The following is a 19332-nucleotide window of genomic DNA, read 5'->3' as shown; positions in this document are numbered from 1 at the left end:
GTATGACTGATCCACTCCTTGCCCACGCCACGGAATACGGCCGCATGTATGCGCGGTCCACCACCGAACAGTTCTCCGTTCCGTCAATCACCACCGTCATCGGCCAGCAGCCGCACGGCCTGGACGGCTGGTTCGGTTACATGGGCGCCAGCAGCCTGGCGAAGGATCCGCTGCTGGCTGATTGCCTGGGCAGCCCGGCGAAAATCCGGCAGGCCGTCAACCGGGCCTCAAAAGCAGCAGAACTGTATCGCGACGAGGCCGCCAAACGCGGCGACCGCGTCCATAATTACTGCGAGCAGGTTGCGCTCCGCGCCCTGGGCCGGCCCCACGCCATGAAGGAAACCCGCGAGGCGTTGGCGGCCAACGGCGAGGAAGGCTTTGCCCTGCGGTTCGATGAGTGGTGGGACCTCTACGGCGTAGAGCCCATCGCACCGGAAATTACCGTCTGGAACAAGTCAGTGGGGTACGCCGGGACGCTTGACCTCGTGGCCAAAATCAACGGCCGGATCTGCGTCATTGATTACAAGACCAAGGGCACCACGCGGGACGGCACCGTCAAGCCGCTGGACGACAAGGTGGTTATGCAACTGGTGGCTGGCATGAAGGCCGAGGAGAGCCTCGTGGATGCCGTGGCTGGGGAATGGGAGCCCTGGAAGTACGGTGAGAACCCGCTACTGCTGGCTGTGGCCATCGGCGAGACCGAAGTCCGTCCGGTCCGCGCCAACCCGGACGTCCTGAAGCATCACTGGTGGAAGTTCTGCGCCCTGCGCCGGGTCTGGGAACTGTCCGCCGATACGCTCGCCGCCGGGTCTGCGCTTCTTCCGGTGGCTCCGCCCGCGTCCGCGCAGGTCCGCAGCGCCTAGCGGAGCGTGCCTGTCCGGAGCACGCCTGCCCAGTCCCGGGACCGGCGCCCCTGCACCTAAACTGGATAGGTTCGCCATTAACGCCCACCGTGAGGAAAGACAGCACATGGCCATTCTGAATATCCGCATCATTGGTGATCCTGTGCTCCGCACAGTGGCCGATCCCGTGTCGGAATTCGGTCCTGAGCTCGCCAAGCTGGTTGCGGACATGACGGAAACCATGGAGGACGTGGACGGCGCCGGCCTCGCAGCCCCCCAGATTGGCGTCAGCCAGCGGGTCTTCACCTACCGGATCGACGGCGTGGAGGGCCACATCATCAATCCGGTCCTGGAAAACAGCGAGGACTTCCAGGCGGACCAGGTTGAGGGTTGCCTGTCCATTCCTGGCCTGGCGTTCCCGGTCCGCCGCTTCCGCGCCACACGCGCCACCGGCGTTGACCTGAACGGGAATCCTGTCGCGGTGGAGGGGGAAGGCATGCTGGCCCGTTGTTTCCAGCACGAGACGGACCACCTGGACGGCATCCTCTACACCGACAGGCTGGAAGGTGAAGACCGGAAGACGGCGCTGCGCTCCATCCGCAATGCCAACTATGACGCCATCACGGAACGCACGACGACGAAGCGCGCCAAGACGGTCGGGTCCAGTTTCGGGGGCGCGAGCTTTGGGGGAACAAGCACCGGGGGCGCCAGCTTCGGCGGCGGCGCCACCACATGAGGGTACTTTTTGCCGGCACCCCCGCCGTGGCCGTCCCGTCCCTTGATGCCCTGATCGCGGCCGGCTTTGAGATCGTTGCGGTCCTGACCCGTCCCGACGCGCCGATAGGGCGCAAACGCGTGCTGACGCCGTCGCCCGTTGCCGCCCGCGCCGCCGAGCTGGAAATCGACGTCATCCACGCCACCCGCGTGGACGAAGCCGTGACGGCGAAAATCGCCGCGGCCAAGCCGGACGTGGCCGCCATCGTGGCCTACGGCGGACTGATTCCCCGCGCCGCGCTGGATGTTCCCCCGCATGGTTGGATCAACCTGCACTTTTCCCTGCTTCCCGCATGGCGTGGCGCTGCCCCGGTGCAGCGCGCCGTGATGGCCGGCGACGACGTCACCGGGGCAGTCACCTTCCTGCTGGAAGAAGGTTTGGACACCGGCCCGGTCTTCGGAACGCTGACCGAGGGCGTTGCCCCGGAGGACACCGCCGGAGCGCTGCTGGAGCGGCTATCCCACAGCGGGGCAGTGCTCCTTGCCCAGACACTGTCCGCCGTCGAAGCTGGGAGGGCCGCTGCGCAGCCGCAGGTCGGCGATGTTTCACTGGCCCCCAAGCTGACCATCGATGATGGCCGGCTCGACTGGAAGCAGCCTGCCCTGGCGATCGGCAGGCGGGCCCGCGGCGTAACTCCCGAGCCCGGTGCCTGGACCACCCTGGACGGACAGCGCGTCAAACTCGAACCCGTCCGGCTCCGGCCGGACAACACTGACCTGCAGCCCGGCGCAGTATTCCTCGACGGCAAGAGCCTCCTGGTGGGCACCGGATCCCACGCTGTGGAGCTGACGAGGATCCAGCCTTCGGGCAAAAAGATGATGGCCGCCGCCGACTGGGCGCGTGGCATGGCAACACTGGAAAGCGTGGTCTTCGAATGAGCGAATCCGGCGGTAATGCAGGCGGCAGGGGCGGCAGCGGAAGTGGCGCCGCAGGCGGCGGACGGGGCAACAGCGGACGGGGCAAGGGCGGGCCGCGGGATTCCAGCCAACGCAACGCCCAGGGCCGCGAACGCAACCGCCCCTCCCAGCGAAGCTTCACCGAAAACGCTCCGGCGCAGCGGACCCGCCGGGCGGACCCGGCGAGGCTGGTGGCTTTTGAAGTCCTGCGCGCGGTAGCCGCCGAGGACGCCTATGCCAACCTGGTGCTCCCGTCCCGCATCCGCCATCACGGCCTGGACAAGCGCGACGCCGGGTTCGCCACCGAGCTCAGCTACGGTGCCTTGCGTGGCCAGGGCACCTACGATGCCATCCTGGCCCGCTGCGTTGACCGGCCGCTGGACCAGCTTGACCCGGCCATTCTCGACGCCCTGCGGATCGGCACCCATCAGCTGCTGGCCATGCGTGTCCCGGCCCACGCGGCCCTGGATCAGACCGTTGGCCTGGCCCGCGCCGTCATCGGTGCCGGACCCTCCGCCCTGATCAATGCGGTGCTGCGGAAGGTCACTGCACACACGCTGGAGGAGTGGCTTGAAGTCCTGGTCGCCGGTGAAAGCGACGAAACCACCATCGCGTCCCTCCGGTACGCCCACCCCGAATGGATAGTCCGGGCGATGCGCCAGTCCTTGGTGGCCCACGGGCGGTCAGCCGCCGAAATCAATGACCTGCTGGAAGCCGATAACGAGGCTCCGGTGGTCAACCTCGTTGCTCTGCCCGGCCTGGGCAGCCTGGATGAAGCCCTGGAAGGCGGGGCAACCCCCGGTGAACTAGTTGAAGGCTCGGCGCTCTCCAGCGGCGGAGACCTGGGCCGCCTCGCCTCCATCCGGGAAGGCAGCACGCGCGTCCAGGATGTCGGCTCCCAGCTGGTGGCCCGCGCAATGGCGGCAGTGGCGCTGGATCCCACCGGAAGTCCCGGAGCAGAGCGGCCGCACGAAACCTGGCTGGACCTGTGCGCCGGCCCCGGCGGCAAGGCCGCCCTGCTGGGCGCGCTGGCCAACGCCCAGGGTGCCACGCTGCTCGCCAATGAACCTGCCCCGCACCGTGCCAAACTCGTCAGCCAGGCCCTGTCAGCTGTGCCCAGGGACGTCTGGCGCGTCCGGACAGGCGATGGCCGCGACGTGGGCACTGAGCAGCCGGAATCCTTTGACCGTGTCCTGGTGGATGTCCCCTGCAGCGGGCTTGGTGCGCTGCGCCGCAGGCCGGAGTCTCGCTGGCGCCGCACGCCCAAGGACCTCGCTGACCTGGGGCCGCTGCAGCGTGCCCTGCTGAAATCGGCGCTGGATGCCGTCCGCCCCGGCGGAGTGGTTGCCTACGTCACCTGTTCACCCCACCCGGCCGAAACTACAGCAGTGGTCAGTGATGCCCTCCGGAAGCGGGATGACCTGGAGCTGCTGGACGCCGGCGCGGTGCTGGACAGTGTGAGCCTGACCGGGAACCTGGGCGCAGGCCACGATTCCACGGCGCAACTCTGGCCGCACATCCACAGCACCGATGCCATGTTCCTGGCCCTCATCCGGAAGAAAGCCTGACCCGTGAAAGGTTCCCCCATGCCGCAGTGCTGCATCAACCCCAGCATCCTGTCCGCCGACTTCGTCAACCTCGAAGCCGAACTGCAGCGCATCAGTAACGCTGACGCCGTGCACGTGGACGTGATGGACAACCACTTTGTCCCCAACCTCACCATCGGGCTGCCCGTGGTCCAGCGGATCCAGGCGGTCAGCCCCGTCCCGCTGGACGCCCACCTGATGATCTCCGACGCCGACCGCTGGGCACCGGGGTTCGCCGACGCAGGGCTGGCATCCGTGACCTTCCACGCCGAGGCCTCCATTGCACCGGTCAAACTGGCCCGCGAGCTGAGGGCCCGGGGCTCCAGGGCCGGCATGGCGCTGCGCCCAGCCACAGCTGTGGAACCCTACTTGGACATGCTCGAGGAACTGGACATGCTCCTGATCATGACCGTGGAGCCGGGCTTCGGCGGCCAGGCGTTTCTGGACTTCACCCTGCCCAAGATCCGCAAGGCCCGGGCAGCCATTGACGGCTCCGGAATCAATGTCGCCATCCAGGTGGACGGTGGCATTACCGAGGAAACCATTCTGCGGGCGGCCGAAGCAGGTGCGAACGTCTTTGTGGCGGGTTCGGCTGTTTACGGCGCGGAAGACCCGGCTGCAGCCATCGGACGGCTCCGCGAAGCCGGCAGCATAAAGTTACGTGCTGCGTCCGCGGAATAGTCTGGGCCACCTTGTGGTTATGGCACAATAGCAACACACAATACGTGCTCCGGGGTCGGTGTAAGTCCGAACCGGCGGTGATAGTCCGCGACCCGCGAGCCGGCGCTTTCCCTTCAGGGAAGGAACCGGCGGACGGTTGAACTGGTGAAATTCCGGTACCGACAGTTAAAGTCTGGATGAGAGAAGCACGTACAGCTGTATCTGTGGCGCCTTATGGCGCTGCGGCCTTCTGCTGTCGTATACCCCCGGAGCCATCGCGGTTCTAGAGGGAAGGAACGACAACACACATGAACCCCTTGCGATGGCTCTTTGAAGCCAGGATTTCCCATGCTCCGGGAACCGAAGCCACCGGACCGGTGGCCGCCGCATGACCCGGATCGAAAACGTCACGGCGTTCAGTGCCGCCGAAACCGCCGCCATGAACGCAGCGCTGAAAGCAGCCCTGCAGGGCCCGCGCGGAGCGAATCCGCTGGTGGGCGCCGTCGTGATCGATGCGGACGGCCGCCAGCTGGTGACCGGGTACCACCGCGGCGCCGGCACACCCCACGCCGAAGCGGACGCGATCACCCAAGCTGAGGCCGCCGGGCTGGACCTGACCGGCTGCACGATGGTGATCACACTGGAACCCTGTGACCACAGCGGCCGCACGGGGCCCTGCACCCAGGCGATCATTCGTGCCGGAATCACGGACGTGGTCTACGCCGTCGACGATCCGCATGACCCTGCGGCGGGCGGCGCAGCCACCCTCCGGAACGCCGGGGTGCAGGTCCGCAGCGGGCTCGCCGCCGGCGAGTCGTTCGAGTTGAACCGTCAGTGGTTCCTGGGAGTGGCCGCACAGCGCCCGTTCGTGACGCTGCACATCGCCCAGACCCTGGACAGCCGGATCGCCGCCGAGGACGGAACGAGCCAGTGGATCTCCTCCCCGGAGTCGCTCGCTGACAACCACGGACTGAGGCGGCGGATCGACGCCATCCTCGTGGGCACCCAGACCGTGCTGGTGGACAACCCCCGGCTGACAGCCCGCGACGCGTCCGGAGCCACATCCGGCAAGCAACCGCTGCGCGCCGTGATGGGCGTGCGGGACATCCCGGCCGACGCCGCCGTCCGCGGTGACGACGGCAACGTGCTCCACCTGCCCACGCGGGATCCGCGGGAGGCGCTCTCGCTCCTTTACGCGGAGGGAGTCCGCCACGTCATGGTGGAAGGCGGCTCACGCATCCTCAGTTCATTCCTGGCCGCCGGGCTTGTGGACGAACTCATTGTCTACGTTGCCCCCACCCTGCTGGGCTCCGGCACTCCCGCCCTCAACGGACTGGGAATCACCACCCTCGCGGACGCCCGGCACTGGGACTGGGACCCCTCCGACGGCGGCGCCGTCCTGACCCTGGGCCGGGACCTGAGGCTGCACCTCCGTCCAGAACCAACCGAAGCTCTTGAACCACAACTATCCCGCAACGCCGCGGAACCAGCCACGGGAGGCTACTGATGTTTACCGGAATTATTGCCGAGCAGGGACAGGTCCTGTCCGTGGAGCGGGACGGCGATGCCAGCGCAACGCTCCGCCTCCGCGCGCCCGGCACCACCGAAGGGCTCGGACTGGGCGGGTCCATCGCCGTCAACGGAGTCTGCCTGACGGCCACCGCAATCGAGGGCAAAGAGTTCAGCGTTGATGTGATGGGCGAAACCCTCGTCCGCAGTACCATCGGCGAACTTGCCGCCGGTGACTCGGTGAACCTTGAGCGTTGCGTCCCCGCCGGCGGCCGGCTGGACGGCCACGTCGTCCAGGGCCACGTCGACGGCGTCGGGCAGCTGCTGGAGCGCGAGGCGCTCGGCAACTGGGAACGCCTCCGGTTCGGTGTGCCGGCCAACCTCGCCCGCTACATCGCGGAGAAGGGCTCCATCGCGATCGACGGCGTCTCGCTCACGGTCACGGCGGTCAGCCCCGCCGCGGAGCCGGAGCCGTGGTTCGAAGTGGGGCTGATCCCCACCACCTTGGCCGAGACCGGCCTGGGGGCCAAGGAAACCGGCAGCAGGGTCAACCTTGAAGTCGACGTGCTCGCCAAATACACCGAACGGCTGCTGGCATTCAGCACCGGCGCAACCACCGGGGGCGAACGATGAACGCCACCGTTCGGCTGGAGCCGGCCGCGTCCGCAGCCCCGGGACCTAATGCAGCCTTCGGACTTGACCCCGTGGAAGATGCCATCCGCGCCATGGCCGCCGGCCGGCCCGTGCTGGTGGTGGACAACGAGGACCGCGAAAACGAAGGCGACATCATCTTCGCCGCACAGTATGCCACCCCTGCCCTCATGGGATGGACCATCCGCTACAGCTCCGGCGTCATCTGCGTCCCCCTGACCGGGGAACGCGCCGACGCCCTGGCCCTGCCGCCCATGGTGGCCGTGAACCAGGACGCAAAGGGTACGGCGTACACCGTTTCCTGCGACGCGGCCGTGGGTGTCAGCACCGGAATCTCCGCCACGGACCGGGCCCTTACGGCCCGCGTCCTTGCAGACCCCGGCGCCGGACCGGCGGCCGTGACCCGGCCCGGGCATATTTTCCCGCTCCGGGCAGTTAACGGAGGAGTGCGTGAACGCCCCGGCCACACCGAAGCGGCCGTGGACCTCTGCCGGCTCGCCGGACTGGAACCAGTGGGCGTGATCGCCGAGGTTGTGTACGACGACGGCGAAATGATGCGGCTCGACGGGCTGCGGGGGTTCGCCGCTGAACACGGATGCCCCCTGATCTCGATTGAGGATCTGGTGGCTTACCTTGAAGCAGGAGCCGGGGCTCCCGCCGACAGTGACACCGGGCCGGACGCCCGGGCGGAGTAGAGGAGTAATGATGACGGCTTCCGGAGTATCGGACGACAGCCACCAGAACGGCCACCATCGGGGGGCAGCCGGCAATGGCCGGGCCCACCATCCCGTGAGCGGCGGTCCGATTGTTCAGCTGCCCACGGCATTTGGCGATTTCATTACGCAAGCGTGGACAGACCTGGTCACGGGCGCCGAGCACCTGGCGGTGAGCTCACCCAACCCGCCCAAGGAGGGCGTTGCTCCGCTGGTCAGACTGCATTCCGAGTGCCTGACCGGCGACGTCTTCGGCTCCTACCGTTGTGACTGCGGCGAACAGCTGGCCTATGCCCTGGAGCTGATCAATGAGTTCGGCGGCACGCTGCTGTACCTGCGCGGGCAGGAAGGCCGGGGGATCGGCCTGGCCAACAAGATCAAGGCCTACGCCCTCCAGGAAGCGGGCTTTGACACTGTGGAGGCCAACGAACAGCTGGGACTGCCGGTGGACGCCCGCTGCTACAAGGCGGCCGCCCAGATCCTGGCTGAGATGGGCCTCCACGAGGTTCGGCTCCTGAGCAACAACCCGGACAAAAAGAACAGGCTCGCCAAAGCCGGCGTGAAGGTAGTGGAAATGGTGCCCACCGAGGTGCCGTCCCGCGACCAGAACATCCGCTACCTGCAGACCAAAAAGGACCGCATGGAGCACCGGCTGACGCTGGACACCCACGTTGTCACGGTGCCGAGCGGCCCCGCCGACGATTTCGACCACGAACAAAACTGAACGGATCAGATTCACGCATGAGCGGACACGGCGCACCAGATATTGACCTCACCACCCTCAACCCGGCGGAAACGTCGCAGCTGCGGTTGGCCATTGTGGCAGCCAGCTGGCACACCCAGATCATGGACGGACTCCTGGACGGTGCCCTGCGCGCCGCCAAAGATGCAGGCATCAGCGAACCCACCGTACTGCGCGTTCCCGGTGCCTTCGAGCTTCCCGTCGCTGCCGCGCGGCTGGCACCGCACTTTGACGCATTGGTAGCCCTCGGCGTCGTGATCCGTGGCGGTACGCCGCACTTTGAATACGTCTGCCAGGCAGCGACGTCGGGACTGACCGACGTCAGTGTCTCCACCGGCGTGCCGGTGGGCTTCGGCGTGCTGACCTGCGATACGGAGCAGCAGGGACTGGACCGTGCGGGCCTGCCGGGCTCCAGCGAGGACAAGGGCCACGAAGCAGTGACGGCAGCCTTGGCCACCGCAGTGCTCCTCAAGCAGTACAAGTAGCAGCCGGTGGACGGGCGGGGTGTGTGTTCGCTCACATCGCGCCCGTCATGCAGCGGCCCGAAAGGCGCCCCCGGGCCGGCAGCAAGTAGGCTGTAGGGCGTGAAGAATTTCGAGACGCTGTTCGCTGAACTGAGTGAGAAGGCAGCCACCCGCCCGGCAGGCTCCCGCACCGTCGCTGAATTGGAGTCCGGAGTCCACGGCATTGGCAAGAAAGTCGTGGAGGAAGCAGCCGAAGTCTGGATGGCCGCTGAGTACGAATCCGATGAGGCCACGGCCGAGGAAATCTCCCAGCTGCTCTACCACCTGCAGGTTCTGATGCTCGCTAAAGGCCTGACCCTGGAAGACGTCTACAAGCATCTGTAGCCACTGCGGCACCCGGCGGTCAACAATTGCCTGCCCGTGCCCTGCGTGGCCCGTATGCCTGATCCATAGACCTCCCAACCAAGAAAGACCCCCATGCTGCGAGTAGCCGTACCAAACAAGGGCTCCCTGTCCGAAGCCGCCTCCGCCATGCTGTCCGAAGCTGGCTACCGCCAGCGCCGCGACACCCGCGAGCTGGTCATGATGGACCCGGACAACGACATCGAGTTCTTCTTCCTCCGCCCGCGCGACATCGCAGTGTATGTCGGACGCGGAACCCTCGACGTCGGCATCACCGGCCGCGACCTGCTGCTGGACGCCGAGGTGGAGGCCGAGGAACTGCTGCCCCTGGGCTTCGCTGCATCCACGTTCCGCTTCGCCGGACCGGTGGGCGATTTCGCCGCCGCAGAAGAGCTGGAAGGCAAACGCCTCGCCACGAGCTACGACGGCCTGCTCCGCGGCTACCTCGCCGAGCGGGGCATCAACGCCAAGGTGGTCCGGCTCGACGGCGCCGTGGAGTCTTCCGTGCGCCTGGGCGTAGCGGATGCCATCGCCGACGTCGTGGAAACGGGTAACACCCTCAAGGCTGCCGGGATGGAAATCTTCGGCGAGCCGATCCTCAAGTCAGAAGCTGTCCTGATCCGCCGCACCGGCGATGGCGGAGCGGCGAACGGCACCGCCAAGGAGATTGAAGTCCTGATCCGCCGCCTGCAGGGCGTCCTTGTGGCACGCCAATACGTGCTGATGGATTACGACATCCGCAAGGAACTCGTGGAACAGGCCGCCGCACTGACTCCCGGCCTGGAATCACCCACCGTCTCACCGCTGCGCGACTCCGACTGGGTGGCCGTCCGGTCCATGGTTCCGAAGAAGGAAACCAACCGGATCATGGATGAGCTCTACGACCTCGGCGCCCGCGCCATCCTGGTCAGCAGCATCCACGCCTGCCGTATCTGAGCGTCCGGCCCGGTTCACGCCGCGCCGCAGAACCCACCCGAGAATTCCAGGAGTCCCCATGGCTGTAGCTGTACGAGTCATCCCCTGCCTCGACGTCGACGCCGGGCGCGTTGTGAAGGGCATCAACTTCGAGGGGCTCCGCGACGCGGGTGACCCGGTGGAGCTGGCGCACCGCTACGACAATGCGGGCGCCGACGAGCTGACGTTCCTCGATGTCACGGCGTCCTCGGGCAACCGCGAAACCACCTTCGACGTGGTCCGCCGCACGGCCGAGGAAGTCTTCATCCCGCTGACCGTGGGCGGCGGTGTCCGCGGTGTTGCCGAGGTGGACAAGCTCCTGCGTTTCGGCGCGGACAAGGCTTCCATCAACACGGCCGCCGTTGCCCGGCCGGACGTCATCAACGAAATCAGCCGGCATTTCGGTTCGCAGGTGCTGGTCCTGTCCGTGGACGCCCGCCGGACCCGCCCCGGGTCCCAGCCCACGCCGTCGGGCTTTGAAGTGACCACCCACGGCGGCCGCACCGGTACCGGGATCGACGCCATCGAGTGGGCCAGGGAAGCCGCAGACCGCGGCATCGGAGAAATCCTGCTCAACTCCATCGACGCCGACGGCACCAAAGACGGCTTTGACCTGGAACTGATCCGGCTCGTCCGGGCTGCGGTGAAAGTGCCGATCATCGCCTCAGGCGGGGCCGGGGAACCGGCCCACTTCCCGCCGGCCGTGGCCGCCGGTGCGGACGCCGTGCTGGCAGCCTCGATCTTCCACTGGGGGCCGGACAACATGATGTCCCAGGTCAAGCAGGCCATCCGCGACGCAGGTTTCGAAGTCCGCTGAGTGGGATCTCGACAGGCTCGATCACCGATTCCGGTGGTTGAGCTTGTCGAAACCTAGAGGCCGACTTCTGCCGACTGGAGCAGGGCGACGGCGTCGGGCTGGCCCTCGAAAGTGACCAGGGCGTGGCGGGTCCGGCCGTGGGCGTGCATCAGCAGTTCGCCCGGCTCACCAACGATCGCCACCGAAACCGGTGCCCGCTTGGCGACGTGCCGCGGGCCGGACGGGCGCACGAGCACAATGCCAAGGTCGACGCCGCGGTAAAGGATGGCTGCCCGCTTGATCAGTTCGTCCCAAAGGGCGTCCGAGTAGGCCTCATCGAGGGCGCGCGGCGCCCAGCGGTCCACAGCCCTGCGGATGTCCTCGGTGTGGACGAAATATTCGATCAGGTTGGAGCTCTCGTCCAATGCCTTGATGTTCATGGGGGACAGAGCCGGCGGGCCACTACGGAAGGTGTTCACGAGGCCGGTGTAGTCGTCAGCGGTTTTCAGCTTCGCCGCGAGCTTGGCGGTGGCCTTGTCCGAAGCCTTGGACAGGCGCTTGATGATGAGACCAAGCCCTACGGCAGCCTTGCGTTCGCGAAGGTAAAGGTGCGCGGCAAGGTCCCTGGTGCGCCAGCCTCGGCAGAGGGTAGGGGCATCAGGACCGGCCGCCAGCAGGGTTTCGGCCAGGACTTCTCGGGACGGTTCGACGAAATGCATCACTTGTGAAACTAGCACGAGAGCAGCGAAGTTGGGCAGCAGAACCGCCAGCCGATGGGTGCCCTTGTTCACACGCTGGTTGTATGCCCGCTTGTGCATATTCGGGGGCCGCTGATCAGGCACTAGACTTGGTCTGATGTCTGAGCAGCCCGCCTCCGCCCCCGTAATTGTCCCGGCCCCCGTCACAAGCCCGCTTCCGCCCGCCATCGCGGACGCACTAAAGCGTGACGGCGCCGGGCTCGTAGCCGCCGTCGTACAGCAGTTCGATACGAACGAGGTGCTGATGCTGGGCTGGATGGACGATGAAGCCCTGTACCGCACCATGACCACCGGCCGGGTCACTTTCTATTCCCGCTCCCGCCAGGAATACTGGCGCAAGGGGGACATCTCCGGCCACGTCCAGTGGGTCAAATCGGTTGCCCTGGACTGCGACGGCGATGCCCTCCTGATTCGCGTAGACCAGGTTGGCGCGGCTTGCCACACCGGTACGCGGACCTGCTTCGAGGGCAGGGACCTGGAAGTCCAGACTGGCGGGGCGGTCTGACCCACGGCCCGGGGCGGATGACCTGCCCCCAGGCAAACACTTTTGGCAGCATAGGACTGGCGCCGCTCCACACCCGGCGACATTTCACGAGGCGACACACAAGAACAGGCGGCGAAGCATAGCCATGCAGGACCTTGGAATCATCAGCCCGGGCCTCGAGGAGTTCCGCGAACTCGCCGGCAACAGCCGGGTCATCCCCGTCACGCTCAAAGTGCTTGCGGACGCGGAGACTCCTATCGGCCTCTACCGAAAGCTTGCCCAAGGCCAGCCCGGCACGTTCCTGATGGAGTCTGCGGCGGTGGGCGGCACGTGGTCGCGGTATTCCTTCATCGGCGCGAAGTCCCGTGCAACCCTGACCACCAAGGACGGCCAGGCGCACTGGCTGGGCCAGCCCCCTGCCGGTGTGCCCCTGGACGGCAATCCCGTGGACGCCATCCGCGACACCATCGAAGCGCTGCGGACCCGCAGGTTTGACGGACTGCCGCCTTTCACGTCCGGACTCGTCGGCTTCCTGGGCTGGGAGACGGTCCGTCACTGGGAACGGCTGACCAGCCCGCCGGAGGATGACCTCCACCTGCCCGAGATGGCGCTGAATCTGGTGACGGACATGGCAGTGCACGACAACCATGACGGCACGGTGCTGCTGATCGCCAACGCCATCAACTTCGACGGCAGCTCCGACCGCGTGGACGAGGCCTGGGAAGATGCCGTGGCGCGGGTCAAGGACCTCCTCACCCAGATCAGCACGCTCGTGGCCCAGCCGGTTTCCGTACTGGAGCCCGCGGCCCTGGATTTCGCCTCCAGCGTCGAGGAACGGTGGGACGAACCCTCCTACCTGGCCGCGCTGGACCGCGGCAAGGAAGCCATTGTTGACGGCGAAGTGTTCCAGGTGGTGATTTCACGGCGCTTCGAAATGGAGTGCGGAGCCTCGCCCCTTGATGTGTACCGCGTCCTGCGCAACACCAACCCCAGCCCGTACATGTACATCTTTAGCCTCGAGGACGCCGACGGCCGGGAGTACTCGATCGTTGGGTCCTCGCCCGAGGCCCTGGTGACAGTGACCGGTGAGGAAGTCATCACCCACCCCATCGCCGGTTCACGGCCCCGCGGCAAGACGGTGGAGGGAGACAAAGCCCTCGCCGAGGAGCTGCTGGCAGATCAGAAGGAACGCGCTGAACACCTGATGCTCGTGGACCTCTCCCGCAACGATCTGTCCAAGGTCTGCGTGGCGGGAACCGTGGACGTCACGCAGTTCATGGAGGTGGAGCGGTTCAGCCACATCATGCACTTGGTCTCCACCGTGGTGGGCAAGCTGTCCCCGGACGCCAACGCCTACGACGTCCTGAAGGCGACCTTCCCCGCGGGCACACTGTCCGGTGCCCCGAAGCCCCGGGCTCTGCGCCTGCTGGACGAGCTTGAACCCCACCGCCGTGGCATCTACGGCGGCGTGGTGGGGTACCTCGACTTTGCCGGCGACATGGACATGGCCATCGCCATCCGCTCGGCCCTCCTCCGCGAAGGACGCGCCTACGTCCAGGCCGGTGGCGGCATCGTGGCGGATTCCGTGAACCCCACAGAAGCCCTGGAGACCGTGAACAAGGCGGCCGCTCCCCTCCGGGCCGTGCACACCGCCGGATCGCTGCACAACATTGCGGCAGAATCGCTCCCCGGCACCTCTCCCCACAGCGACGCCGGCACCGCCGGGGAAAGCCAGGGCGCCGAATGACGCCGGCCTGGGCCAGGAAGTCCACGCTGGTACTGCTGATCGCCGTCCTTGCGCTGGCGGTCTTCGGGACCACCACCCAGACCTGGATCACCGTCACCCTGGACGCCAACCAGGTGGGCCAGACGGCTGGGGACCAGAACACCCTTCCGGTCCAGGGCAGCAAAGCGGCCACAACGGTGACAGCCCTGGCCTTGGTGGCCCTGGCGGGCGGACTGGCAGCGTCCATCGCCGGAAAGTTCGCGCGGTGGGTCATCACCGCCATCATCATGCTGGCCTCCGTAGGCATCATTGCCGCCGCCGCCACGGTGCTGGCTGACCCGCTGGGCGCCTCGCAGGGCTCCATCGCCGCCGCCACCGGGGTCACCGGCGGCAACGCGGAAGTGGCTGTTACCGCCTTCCCGGTCCTCGCCGTCGTCGCCGGTTCCCTGCTGGCGCTGGCCGCGTTGCTGATCATCCCTGCCGGCCGGCACTGGAAGTCGCGGACCAAATATGACGCAACCACATACGGGGGGCCCGCCGGCAGTACGGCGGCCGCCACCGGTCCTGTGGACGAGATCGACAGCTGGGACAGGCTCTCGCGCGGCGACGATCCCACCTGAACCCCCGCTCGCAGCCAAAGCCGGGCAGCCCGCTAAAACCTGAGCCCGGCCTGCCGATGGGCAGGTCACGGCCAAAAAATGGCAGAATGTAAGCAGTATTCATCCCGAGGAGATTCACATGAGCAAAGCACCCGCTTCCGTATCGAAATCAGGCACCCGGACCGTTGCCCCCGGCGTCGTTGACCACAGCCAGGAACTTGGCCACGGCAACAGCCCCGCGGCCTGGACCTGCGTGATCGTTATGCTGGTCGGCGCCCTCATCGCGTCCATCGCCTTTGTCATCGCCAACACCCCCATCTTCATCGCCGGCGCGGCCGTGATGGTCCTCGGCCTGATCCTTGGCTACATCATGCGCAAGGCGGGTTACGGCGTCGAAGGCAGCAAGCTGAAGAGCTCCGGCCACTGATGGCGACTGTTCTCGACGACATCAATGCCGGTGTCAGGGAGGATATGGAGGCCAGGAAGCGTCTCGTTTCGCTGGCAGAACTGAAGGACCTGACTGCGGCCGCGGCACCCGCCCGGGACGCCTGGTCGGCCCTCGGCGGCACCGCGGTGCAGCGGGACCAGCTGAAGGTCATCGCGGAAATCAAGCGGCGCAGCCCGTCCAAGGGCGATCTCGCCACCATCGTGGATCCGGCAGCGCTGGCAGAGCAGTACGCCGACGGCGGCGCAGCAGTGATCAGCGTCCTTACCGAACAGCGGCGCTTCAACGGGTCCCTTGCAGACCTGGACGCCGTCCGTGCCCGCGTGGACGTTCCGCTGCTCCGCAAGGATTTCACGCTCGACGAGTACCAGATCTGGGAGGCCCGCGCCCACGGCGCGGACCTGATCCTGCTCATCGTGGCGTCGCTCTCCGACAGCCAACTCCGGGAGTTCAGCGCCCTCAGCCGCGAACTCGGCATGAACGTGCTCGTGGAGACGCACACGGAAGAGGAGATCGAACGTGCAGTGGCGGCTGAGGCGCGCATCATCGGCGTCAACGTGCGCAACCTGAAGACGCTCGACGTCGACCGTTCAGTTTTCGCCGTACTCGCCGGACTGATTCCGGCCGAAGCGCTGGTCATCGCCGAATCCGGTGTGCGCGGCGTAAACGACGTGACGCACTACGCCGCCAACGGCGCCAACGCCATCCTGGTGGGCGAGGCCCTGGTCAGCGACGCAACGCCGCGTGACCGGATCGCCGAATTCACGGCGGCAGGCGCTGCCGCCATCGCCGCCCGGGCCTAGTCCCGGCACCCGCCGGCCCTGGCGCCGGCGGCACAACACTTCCGAACGACCAACTTGAACAGGACGGTGAGACTGATGGTTGACGCACCCTCAGAAAACGCTGACAACAATGCTGCGGACGCTTTCCTGCAGGGCGGCTCGCTGAAGCACGCCCCGGGGCCATACTTCGGCGGCTACGGCGGGCGCTGGATGCCGGAATCGCTGATCGCCGCCTTGGACGAGCTCGAAGACACCTTTGAAAAGGCCAAGGCAGATCCCGAATTCCTGGCCCAGCTCTCTGACCTGAACAAGAACTACTCCGGCCGTCCCTCGCTGCTGACCGAAGCCAAGCGGTTCTCCGAGCACGCCGGCGGCGCCCGGATTTTCCTCAAGCGCGAGGACCTCAACCACACCGGATCCCACAAGATCAACAACGTCCTGGGCCAGGCCCTGCTGGCCAAGCGCATGGGCAAGACACGCGTCATCGCCGAGACCGGCGCCGGGCAGCACGGCGTTGCCAGCGCCACCGCCGCCGCGCTCCTCGGCCTGGAATGCGTTGTCTACATGGGCGCCGAAGACTGCCGCCGGCAGGCACTGAATGTCGCCCGGATGCAGCTGCTCGGCGCCACCGTGGTGCCCGTGGTGAACGGTTCCCAGACCCTCAAGGACGCCATCAACGACGCTCTCCGGGACTGGGTCAGCAACGTCGACAACACCCACTACCTGCTGGGCACCGCTGCCGGGGCGCACCCGTTCCCGGCCATGGTCCGCTTCTTCCACGAGGTCATCGGTGAGGAAGCCCGCGCTCAGATCCTGGAGCAGACCGGCAAACTGCCCGACGCCGTCTGCGCCTGCATCGGCGGCGGTTCCAACGCGATCGGCATCTTCCACGGCTTCCTGGATGATCCGTCCGTGAAGATCTACGGCTTTGAAGCCGGCGGCGACGGCGTGGACACCGGCCGGCACGCAGCCACTATCACCCTTGGCAAGCCCGGCGTCCTGCACGGCGCCCGCTCCTACCTCATGCAGGACGACGACGGCCAGACCATCGAGTCGCACTCGATTTCCGCAGGCCTGGACTACCCGGGCGTTGGCCCGGAGCACGCTTACCTGGCCGACATCGGACGCGTCAGCTACGAGCCCATCACCGACAGCGAAGCAATGGATGCGTTCAAGCTGCTGTGCCGGACAGAAGGCATCATCCCCGCCATCGAGTCCTCACACGCCCTCGCGGGTGCCATCAAGGTTGGCAAGCGCCTCACCGAAGGCACCGCCGACCCGTCCGAAACGGTGATCATCGTGAACCTTTCCGGCCGCGGCGACAAGGACGTTGAGACCGCCGCGGAATGGTTCGACATGCTCGATGAAGAGGGCAAGGTCAAGGGCACCAACCTGTCCACCCGCAAGCCCAAGGGCCCTGCCGACCGGGCAGAAACTGAAGCCGTTCCCGCCATAGCCGCTCCTGACAGCAGCGTCGCGGACAACAACGAGGACCAGAACTGATGACTGAACAGACGGCCAGCAAGTCCGCCGCCGCCATCGACCGTGCGCGGGACGACGGGCGCTCAGCGCTCGTCTGCTACCTGCCCGCGGGGTACCCGGACGTCCAGGCCACCATCGACGCCGGCATTGCCATGGCGAAGAACGGTGCCGACCTGATCGAAATCGGCATTCCCTACTCGGATCCGGTCATGGACGGCCCGGTCATCCAGGCCGCCACCACCGAGGCAATCGCCAACGGATTCCGGGTCGAAAGCGTCTTTGACGTTGTCGCCGGCATCACGGCAGCCACAGACGTAGCCGTGCTGGTGATGACCTACTGGAACCCCGTGGTCCGGATGGGCGTGGACGAGTTCTCCCGCCGGCTGGCCGAGGCCGGGGGAGCAGGGCTCATCACACCTGACCTCATCCCGGACGAAGCCTCGGAATGGTTCGCTGCCTCGGACAAGTACGGACTGGACCGCGTGTTCCTCGTGGCGCCGTCCTCCACCCCCGAGCGCCTGGCCGTGACGGTCAAGGCAAGCAGGGGCTTTGTGTACGCCGTTTCCATCATGGGCGTGACGGGTACCCGCCAGGCCGTCAGCAGCAGCGCGGAGAAGCTCGTCGCCGACACACATGCCGCCGGTGCCGAACGCGTGTGCGTGGGACTCGGTGTCTCCAACGCCAGCCACGTCCGCGAGATCGCAGCGTACGCAGACGGTGTCATCGTTGGCACCGCGCTTGTTGCCGCCATCCGCGACGGGGGAGTCGACGCCGTCGCGGACCTCACCCGGAACCTGAGCGCCGGACTCGTCAGGGAAGAAGCCTAACCACCATGCAGATCCTCCTTCAGGCCGCCGCCCTGGTGCCGGCCAGCATCCCCAGCCCGGACTGGTCCGGCTTCGATATCCCGCTGCCGTGGGGGACTCTGCGGATCCACGCCTACGCCCTGTGCATTCTCGCCGGGATCATCGCGGGCCTGTGGCTCACGTCCGTCAGGTGGGCCCGCCGCGGTGCGCCTGAAGGCAGCGTCTGGGACATCGTCATCTGGGCTATTCCTTTCGGCATCATCGGCGGCCGCCTCTATCACGTGGTTTCGTCCCCGGACGCCTACTTCGGGCCCGGCTTCGACGGGACCGGGGACCTGGGGCTCATCCCGCAGATCCAGCGAGGCGGCCTCGGAATTTGGGGTGCCGTGGTTCTGGGCGTCCTGGGCGCCTGGATCGGCTGCCGCCGGTCCGGCGTGAAACTCACCGCCTTCCTGGACGCCGCGGCGCCGGGACTGCTGCTGGCCCAGGCCATTGGCCGCTGGGGAAACTACTTCAACCAGGAACTCTTCGGCGGACCCACCACCCTGCCGTGGGGCCTGCAGATTGATGCGGACAATCCCAATTTCCCGGCCGGCATGCCGGTGGATACGCTTTTCCACCCCACGTTCCTGTATGAGTCGCTCTGGAACATCGCTGGTGTGCTCATCCTGCTGGCTCTGGACCGCCGGTTCCACTTCCGGCGGGCCCGGCTCTTCTGGCTCTACGCCATGTATTACACCCTGGGCCGGGTCTGGATCGAAGCGATGCGGATCGACGATGCCGAACAGATCAACCTCTTCGGCATCACCACCAGGCTCAACGTCTGGACCAGCATCTTTGTCTTTGTGGCAGCGCTCATCGTGTTCGTCCTCCTGGGACTGAAAGGCCGCCCGGAACCGGACACACCTTTCCTGGCGGGCCATGAACCGGCAGCAGACGATGCCATGGACGCCTCTGGAGCAGACAAGTCACCAGTCCGCGATGCGGACTCTTCTGTCTCAGATAGTGAATCGCGTGATATTGTCCCAGATAACCAAAATGGTGCCCGGATCCCTTCCACTCCAACGGAAGAGGAACCGGCATTCCGGGACGGCGACAAGCCAATTCCGGAGTCGCCGGTAGCCGGAACTTCCGGCCACAAGGCAACGGAATCCGCGCCGGAGGCTGGCACGAGCAAGTAGTACGCCAGCACGGCAGGGTAGCAGAGTCAACACTCGGAGCGCCCACACACCACAGCGTCGTGGCAACAGGGCCCATCCG

Annotated in this window: 22 protein-coding genes and 1 riboswitch; of the genes, 21 read left to right on the top strand and 1 reads right to left on the bottom strand. The window is 66.6% G+C overall.

Features of this window, described 5'->3' with window-relative positions; translation table 11 throughout:
- Positions 1-2 precede the first annotated feature (2 nt).
- From NG701_RS16955 to hisF, 13 genes are all read left to right on the top strand, one after another.
- Positions 3-863 carry a cytochrome gene (locus NG701_RS16955; protein ID WP_252569005.1) on the top strand — a complete coding sequence of 287 codons (861 nt, stop codon included), beginning with the start codon at positions 3-5 and terminating at the stop codon, positions 861-863.
- Positions 864-969: 106 nt separating this feature from the next.
- On the top strand, positions 970-1578 hold the full coding sequence (def, locus tag NG701_RS16950; protein ID WP_252569002.1) for a peptide deformylase: 609 nt from the start codon (positions 970-972) through the stop codon (positions 1576-1578).
- Positions 1575-2495 carry a methionyl-tRNA formyltransferase gene (fmt, locus tag NG701_RS16945; protein WP_252568999.1) on the top strand — a complete coding sequence of 307 codons (921 nt, stop codon included), beginning with the start codon at positions 1575-1577 and terminating at the stop codon, positions 2493-2495. Before def ends, fmt begins: the two co-directional genes overlap by 4 nt.
- Positions 2492-4081, top strand: a complete 1590-nt coding sequence (locus tag NG701_RS16940) for an RsmB/NOP family class I SAM-dependent RNA methyltransferase (protein ID WP_252568996.1) — start codon at positions 2492-2494, stop codon at positions 4079-4081. Before fmt ends, NG701_RS16940 begins: the two co-directional genes overlap by 4 nt.
- Before the next feature lie 18 nt (positions 4082-4099).
- Positions 4100-4780, top strand: a complete 681-nt coding sequence (rpe, locus tag NG701_RS16935; RefSeq protein ID WP_252569466.1) for a ribulose-phosphate 3-epimerase — start codon at positions 4100-4102, stop codon at positions 4778-4780.
- 40 nt (positions 4781-4820) lie between these two features.
- Positions 4821-4973: riboswitch (FMN riboswitch) on the top strand.
- Between the two features lie 174 nt (positions 4974-5147).
- Complete coding sequence (ribD, locus tag NG701_RS16930; RefSeq protein ID WP_252568993.1) at positions 5148-6266, top strand: bifunctional diaminohydroxyphosphoribosylaminopyrimidine deaminase/5-amino-6-(5-phosphoribosylamino)uracil reductase RibD; 1119 nt, start codon at positions 5148-5150, stop codon at positions 6264-6266.
- Entirely contained in the window at positions 6266-6901 is a 636-nt protein-coding gene (locus NG701_RS16925; RefSeq protein WP_252568990.1) for a riboflavin synthase, read from the top strand. Before ribD ends, NG701_RS16925 begins: the two co-directional genes overlap by 1 nt.
- A complete protein-coding gene (gene ribB / locus NG701_RS16920) occupies positions 6898-7614 on the top strand; it encodes a 3,4-dihydroxy-2-butanone-4-phosphate synthase (RefSeq protein ID WP_252568988.1) in 717 nt (238 codons plus the stop codon). The genes NG701_RS16925 and ribB overlap by 4 nt, the downstream gene beginning before the upstream one ends.
- Before the next feature lie 10 nt (positions 7615-7624).
- On the top strand, positions 7625-8356 hold the full coding sequence (gene ribA, locus NG701_RS16915) for a GTP cyclohydrolase II (protein ID WP_252568986.1): 732 nt from the start codon (positions 7625-7627) through the stop codon (positions 8354-8356).
- Positions 8357-8373: 17 nt separating this feature from the next.
- Positions 8374-8859 carry a 6,7-dimethyl-8-ribityllumazine synthase gene (gene ribH / locus NG701_RS16910; RefSeq protein ID WP_252568984.1) on the top strand — a complete coding sequence of 162 codons (486 nt, stop codon included), beginning with the start codon at positions 8374-8376 and terminating at the stop codon, positions 8857-8859.
- Positions 8860-8958: 99 nt separating this feature from the next.
- Positions 8959-9222: a phosphoribosyl-ATP diphosphatase gene (locus NG701_RS16905; RefSeq protein WP_056345618.1), complete on the top strand. Its 264-nt coding sequence runs from the start codon at positions 8959-8961 to the stop codon at positions 9220-9222.
- Between the two features lie 93 nt (positions 9223-9315).
- Positions 9316-10176: an ATP phosphoribosyltransferase gene (hisG, locus tag NG701_RS16900; protein WP_058929289.1), complete on the top strand. Its 861-nt coding sequence runs from the start codon at positions 9316-9318 to the stop codon at positions 10174-10176.
- Between the two features lie 58 nt (positions 10177-10234).
- Positions 10235-11011 (top strand): imidazole glycerol phosphate synthase subunit HisF, encoded by a 777-nt coding sequence (gene hisF, locus NG701_RS16895; protein ID WP_141140182.1) that lies wholly within the window; start codon positions 10235-10237, stop codon positions 11009-11011.
- 53 nt (positions 11012-11064) lie between these two features.
- On the opposite strand, the gene NG701_RS16890 is transcribed toward hisF, so the two are convergent.
- On the bottom strand, positions 11065-11709 hold the full coding sequence (locus NG701_RS16890; RefSeq protein WP_056345972.1) for a TIGR03085 family metal-binding protein: 645 nt from the start codon (positions 11707-11709) through the stop codon (positions 11065-11067).
- 136 nt (positions 11710-11845) lie between these two features.
- On the opposite strand from NG701_RS16890, the gene hisI reads away from it, so the two are divergent.
- The 8 genes from hisI to lgt all read left to right on the top strand — a co-directional run bounded on the left by hisI (position 11846) and on the right by lgt (position 19253).
- Positions 11846-12253: a phosphoribosyl-AMP cyclohydrolase gene (gene hisI / locus NG701_RS16885; protein WP_252568982.1), complete on the top strand. Its 408-nt coding sequence runs from the start codon at positions 11846-11848 to the stop codon at positions 12251-12253.
- A gap of 124 nt (positions 12254-12377) precedes the next feature.
- On the top strand, positions 12378-13979 hold the full coding sequence (locus tag NG701_RS16880) for an anthranilate synthase component I (protein WP_252568981.1): 1602 nt from the start codon (positions 12378-12380) through the stop codon (positions 13977-13979).
- Positions 13976-14578, top strand: a complete 603-nt coding sequence (locus tag NG701_RS16875) for a Trp biosynthesis-associated membrane protein (RefSeq protein WP_252568979.1) — start codon at positions 13976-13978, stop codon at positions 14576-14578. The genes NG701_RS16880 and NG701_RS16875 overlap by 4 nt, the downstream gene beginning before the upstream one ends.
- Positions 14579-14696: 118 nt before the next feature.
- Positions 14697-14984, top strand: coding sequence for an HGxxPAAW family protein (locus NG701_RS16870; RefSeq protein ID WP_056345635.1), 288 nt, complete (start codon positions 14697-14699; stop codon positions 14982-14984).
- On the top strand, positions 14984-15805 hold the full coding sequence (trpC, locus tag NG701_RS16865) for an indole-3-glycerol phosphate synthase TrpC (RefSeq protein ID WP_252568977.1): 822 nt from the start codon (positions 14984-14986) through the stop codon (positions 15803-15805). Before NG701_RS16870 ends, trpC begins: the two co-directional genes overlap by 1 nt.
- A gap of 75 nt (positions 15806-15880) precedes the next feature.
- A complete protein-coding gene (trpB, locus tag NG701_RS16860) occupies positions 15881-17287 on the top strand; it encodes a tryptophan synthase subunit beta (RefSeq protein WP_252568974.1) in 1407 nt (468 codons plus the stop codon).
- Positions 17287-18093: a tryptophan synthase subunit alpha gene (gene trpA, locus NG701_RS16855; protein WP_252568971.1), complete on the top strand. Its 807-nt coding sequence runs from the start codon at positions 17287-17289 to the stop codon at positions 18091-18093. The genes trpB and trpA overlap by 1 nt, the downstream gene beginning before the upstream one ends.
- Positions 18094-18098: 5 nt before the next feature.
- Positions 18099-19253, top strand: a complete 1155-nt coding sequence (gene lgt, locus NG701_RS16850; protein WP_252568969.1) for a prolipoprotein diacylglyceryl transferase — start codon at positions 18099-18101, stop codon at positions 19251-19253.
- The last annotated feature ends 79 nt before the right edge of the window (positions 19254-19332 follow it).

Source organism: Pseudarthrobacter cellobiosi (assembly GCF_023913815.1).
Classification (GTDB): Bacteria; Actinomycetota; Actinomycetes; order Actinomycetales; family Micrococcaceae; genus Arthrobacter; species Arthrobacter cellobiosi.
The sequence above is the reverse complement of the archived record's forward strand: the minus strand, read 5'-3'. Positions and strand labels throughout refer to the sequence as shown.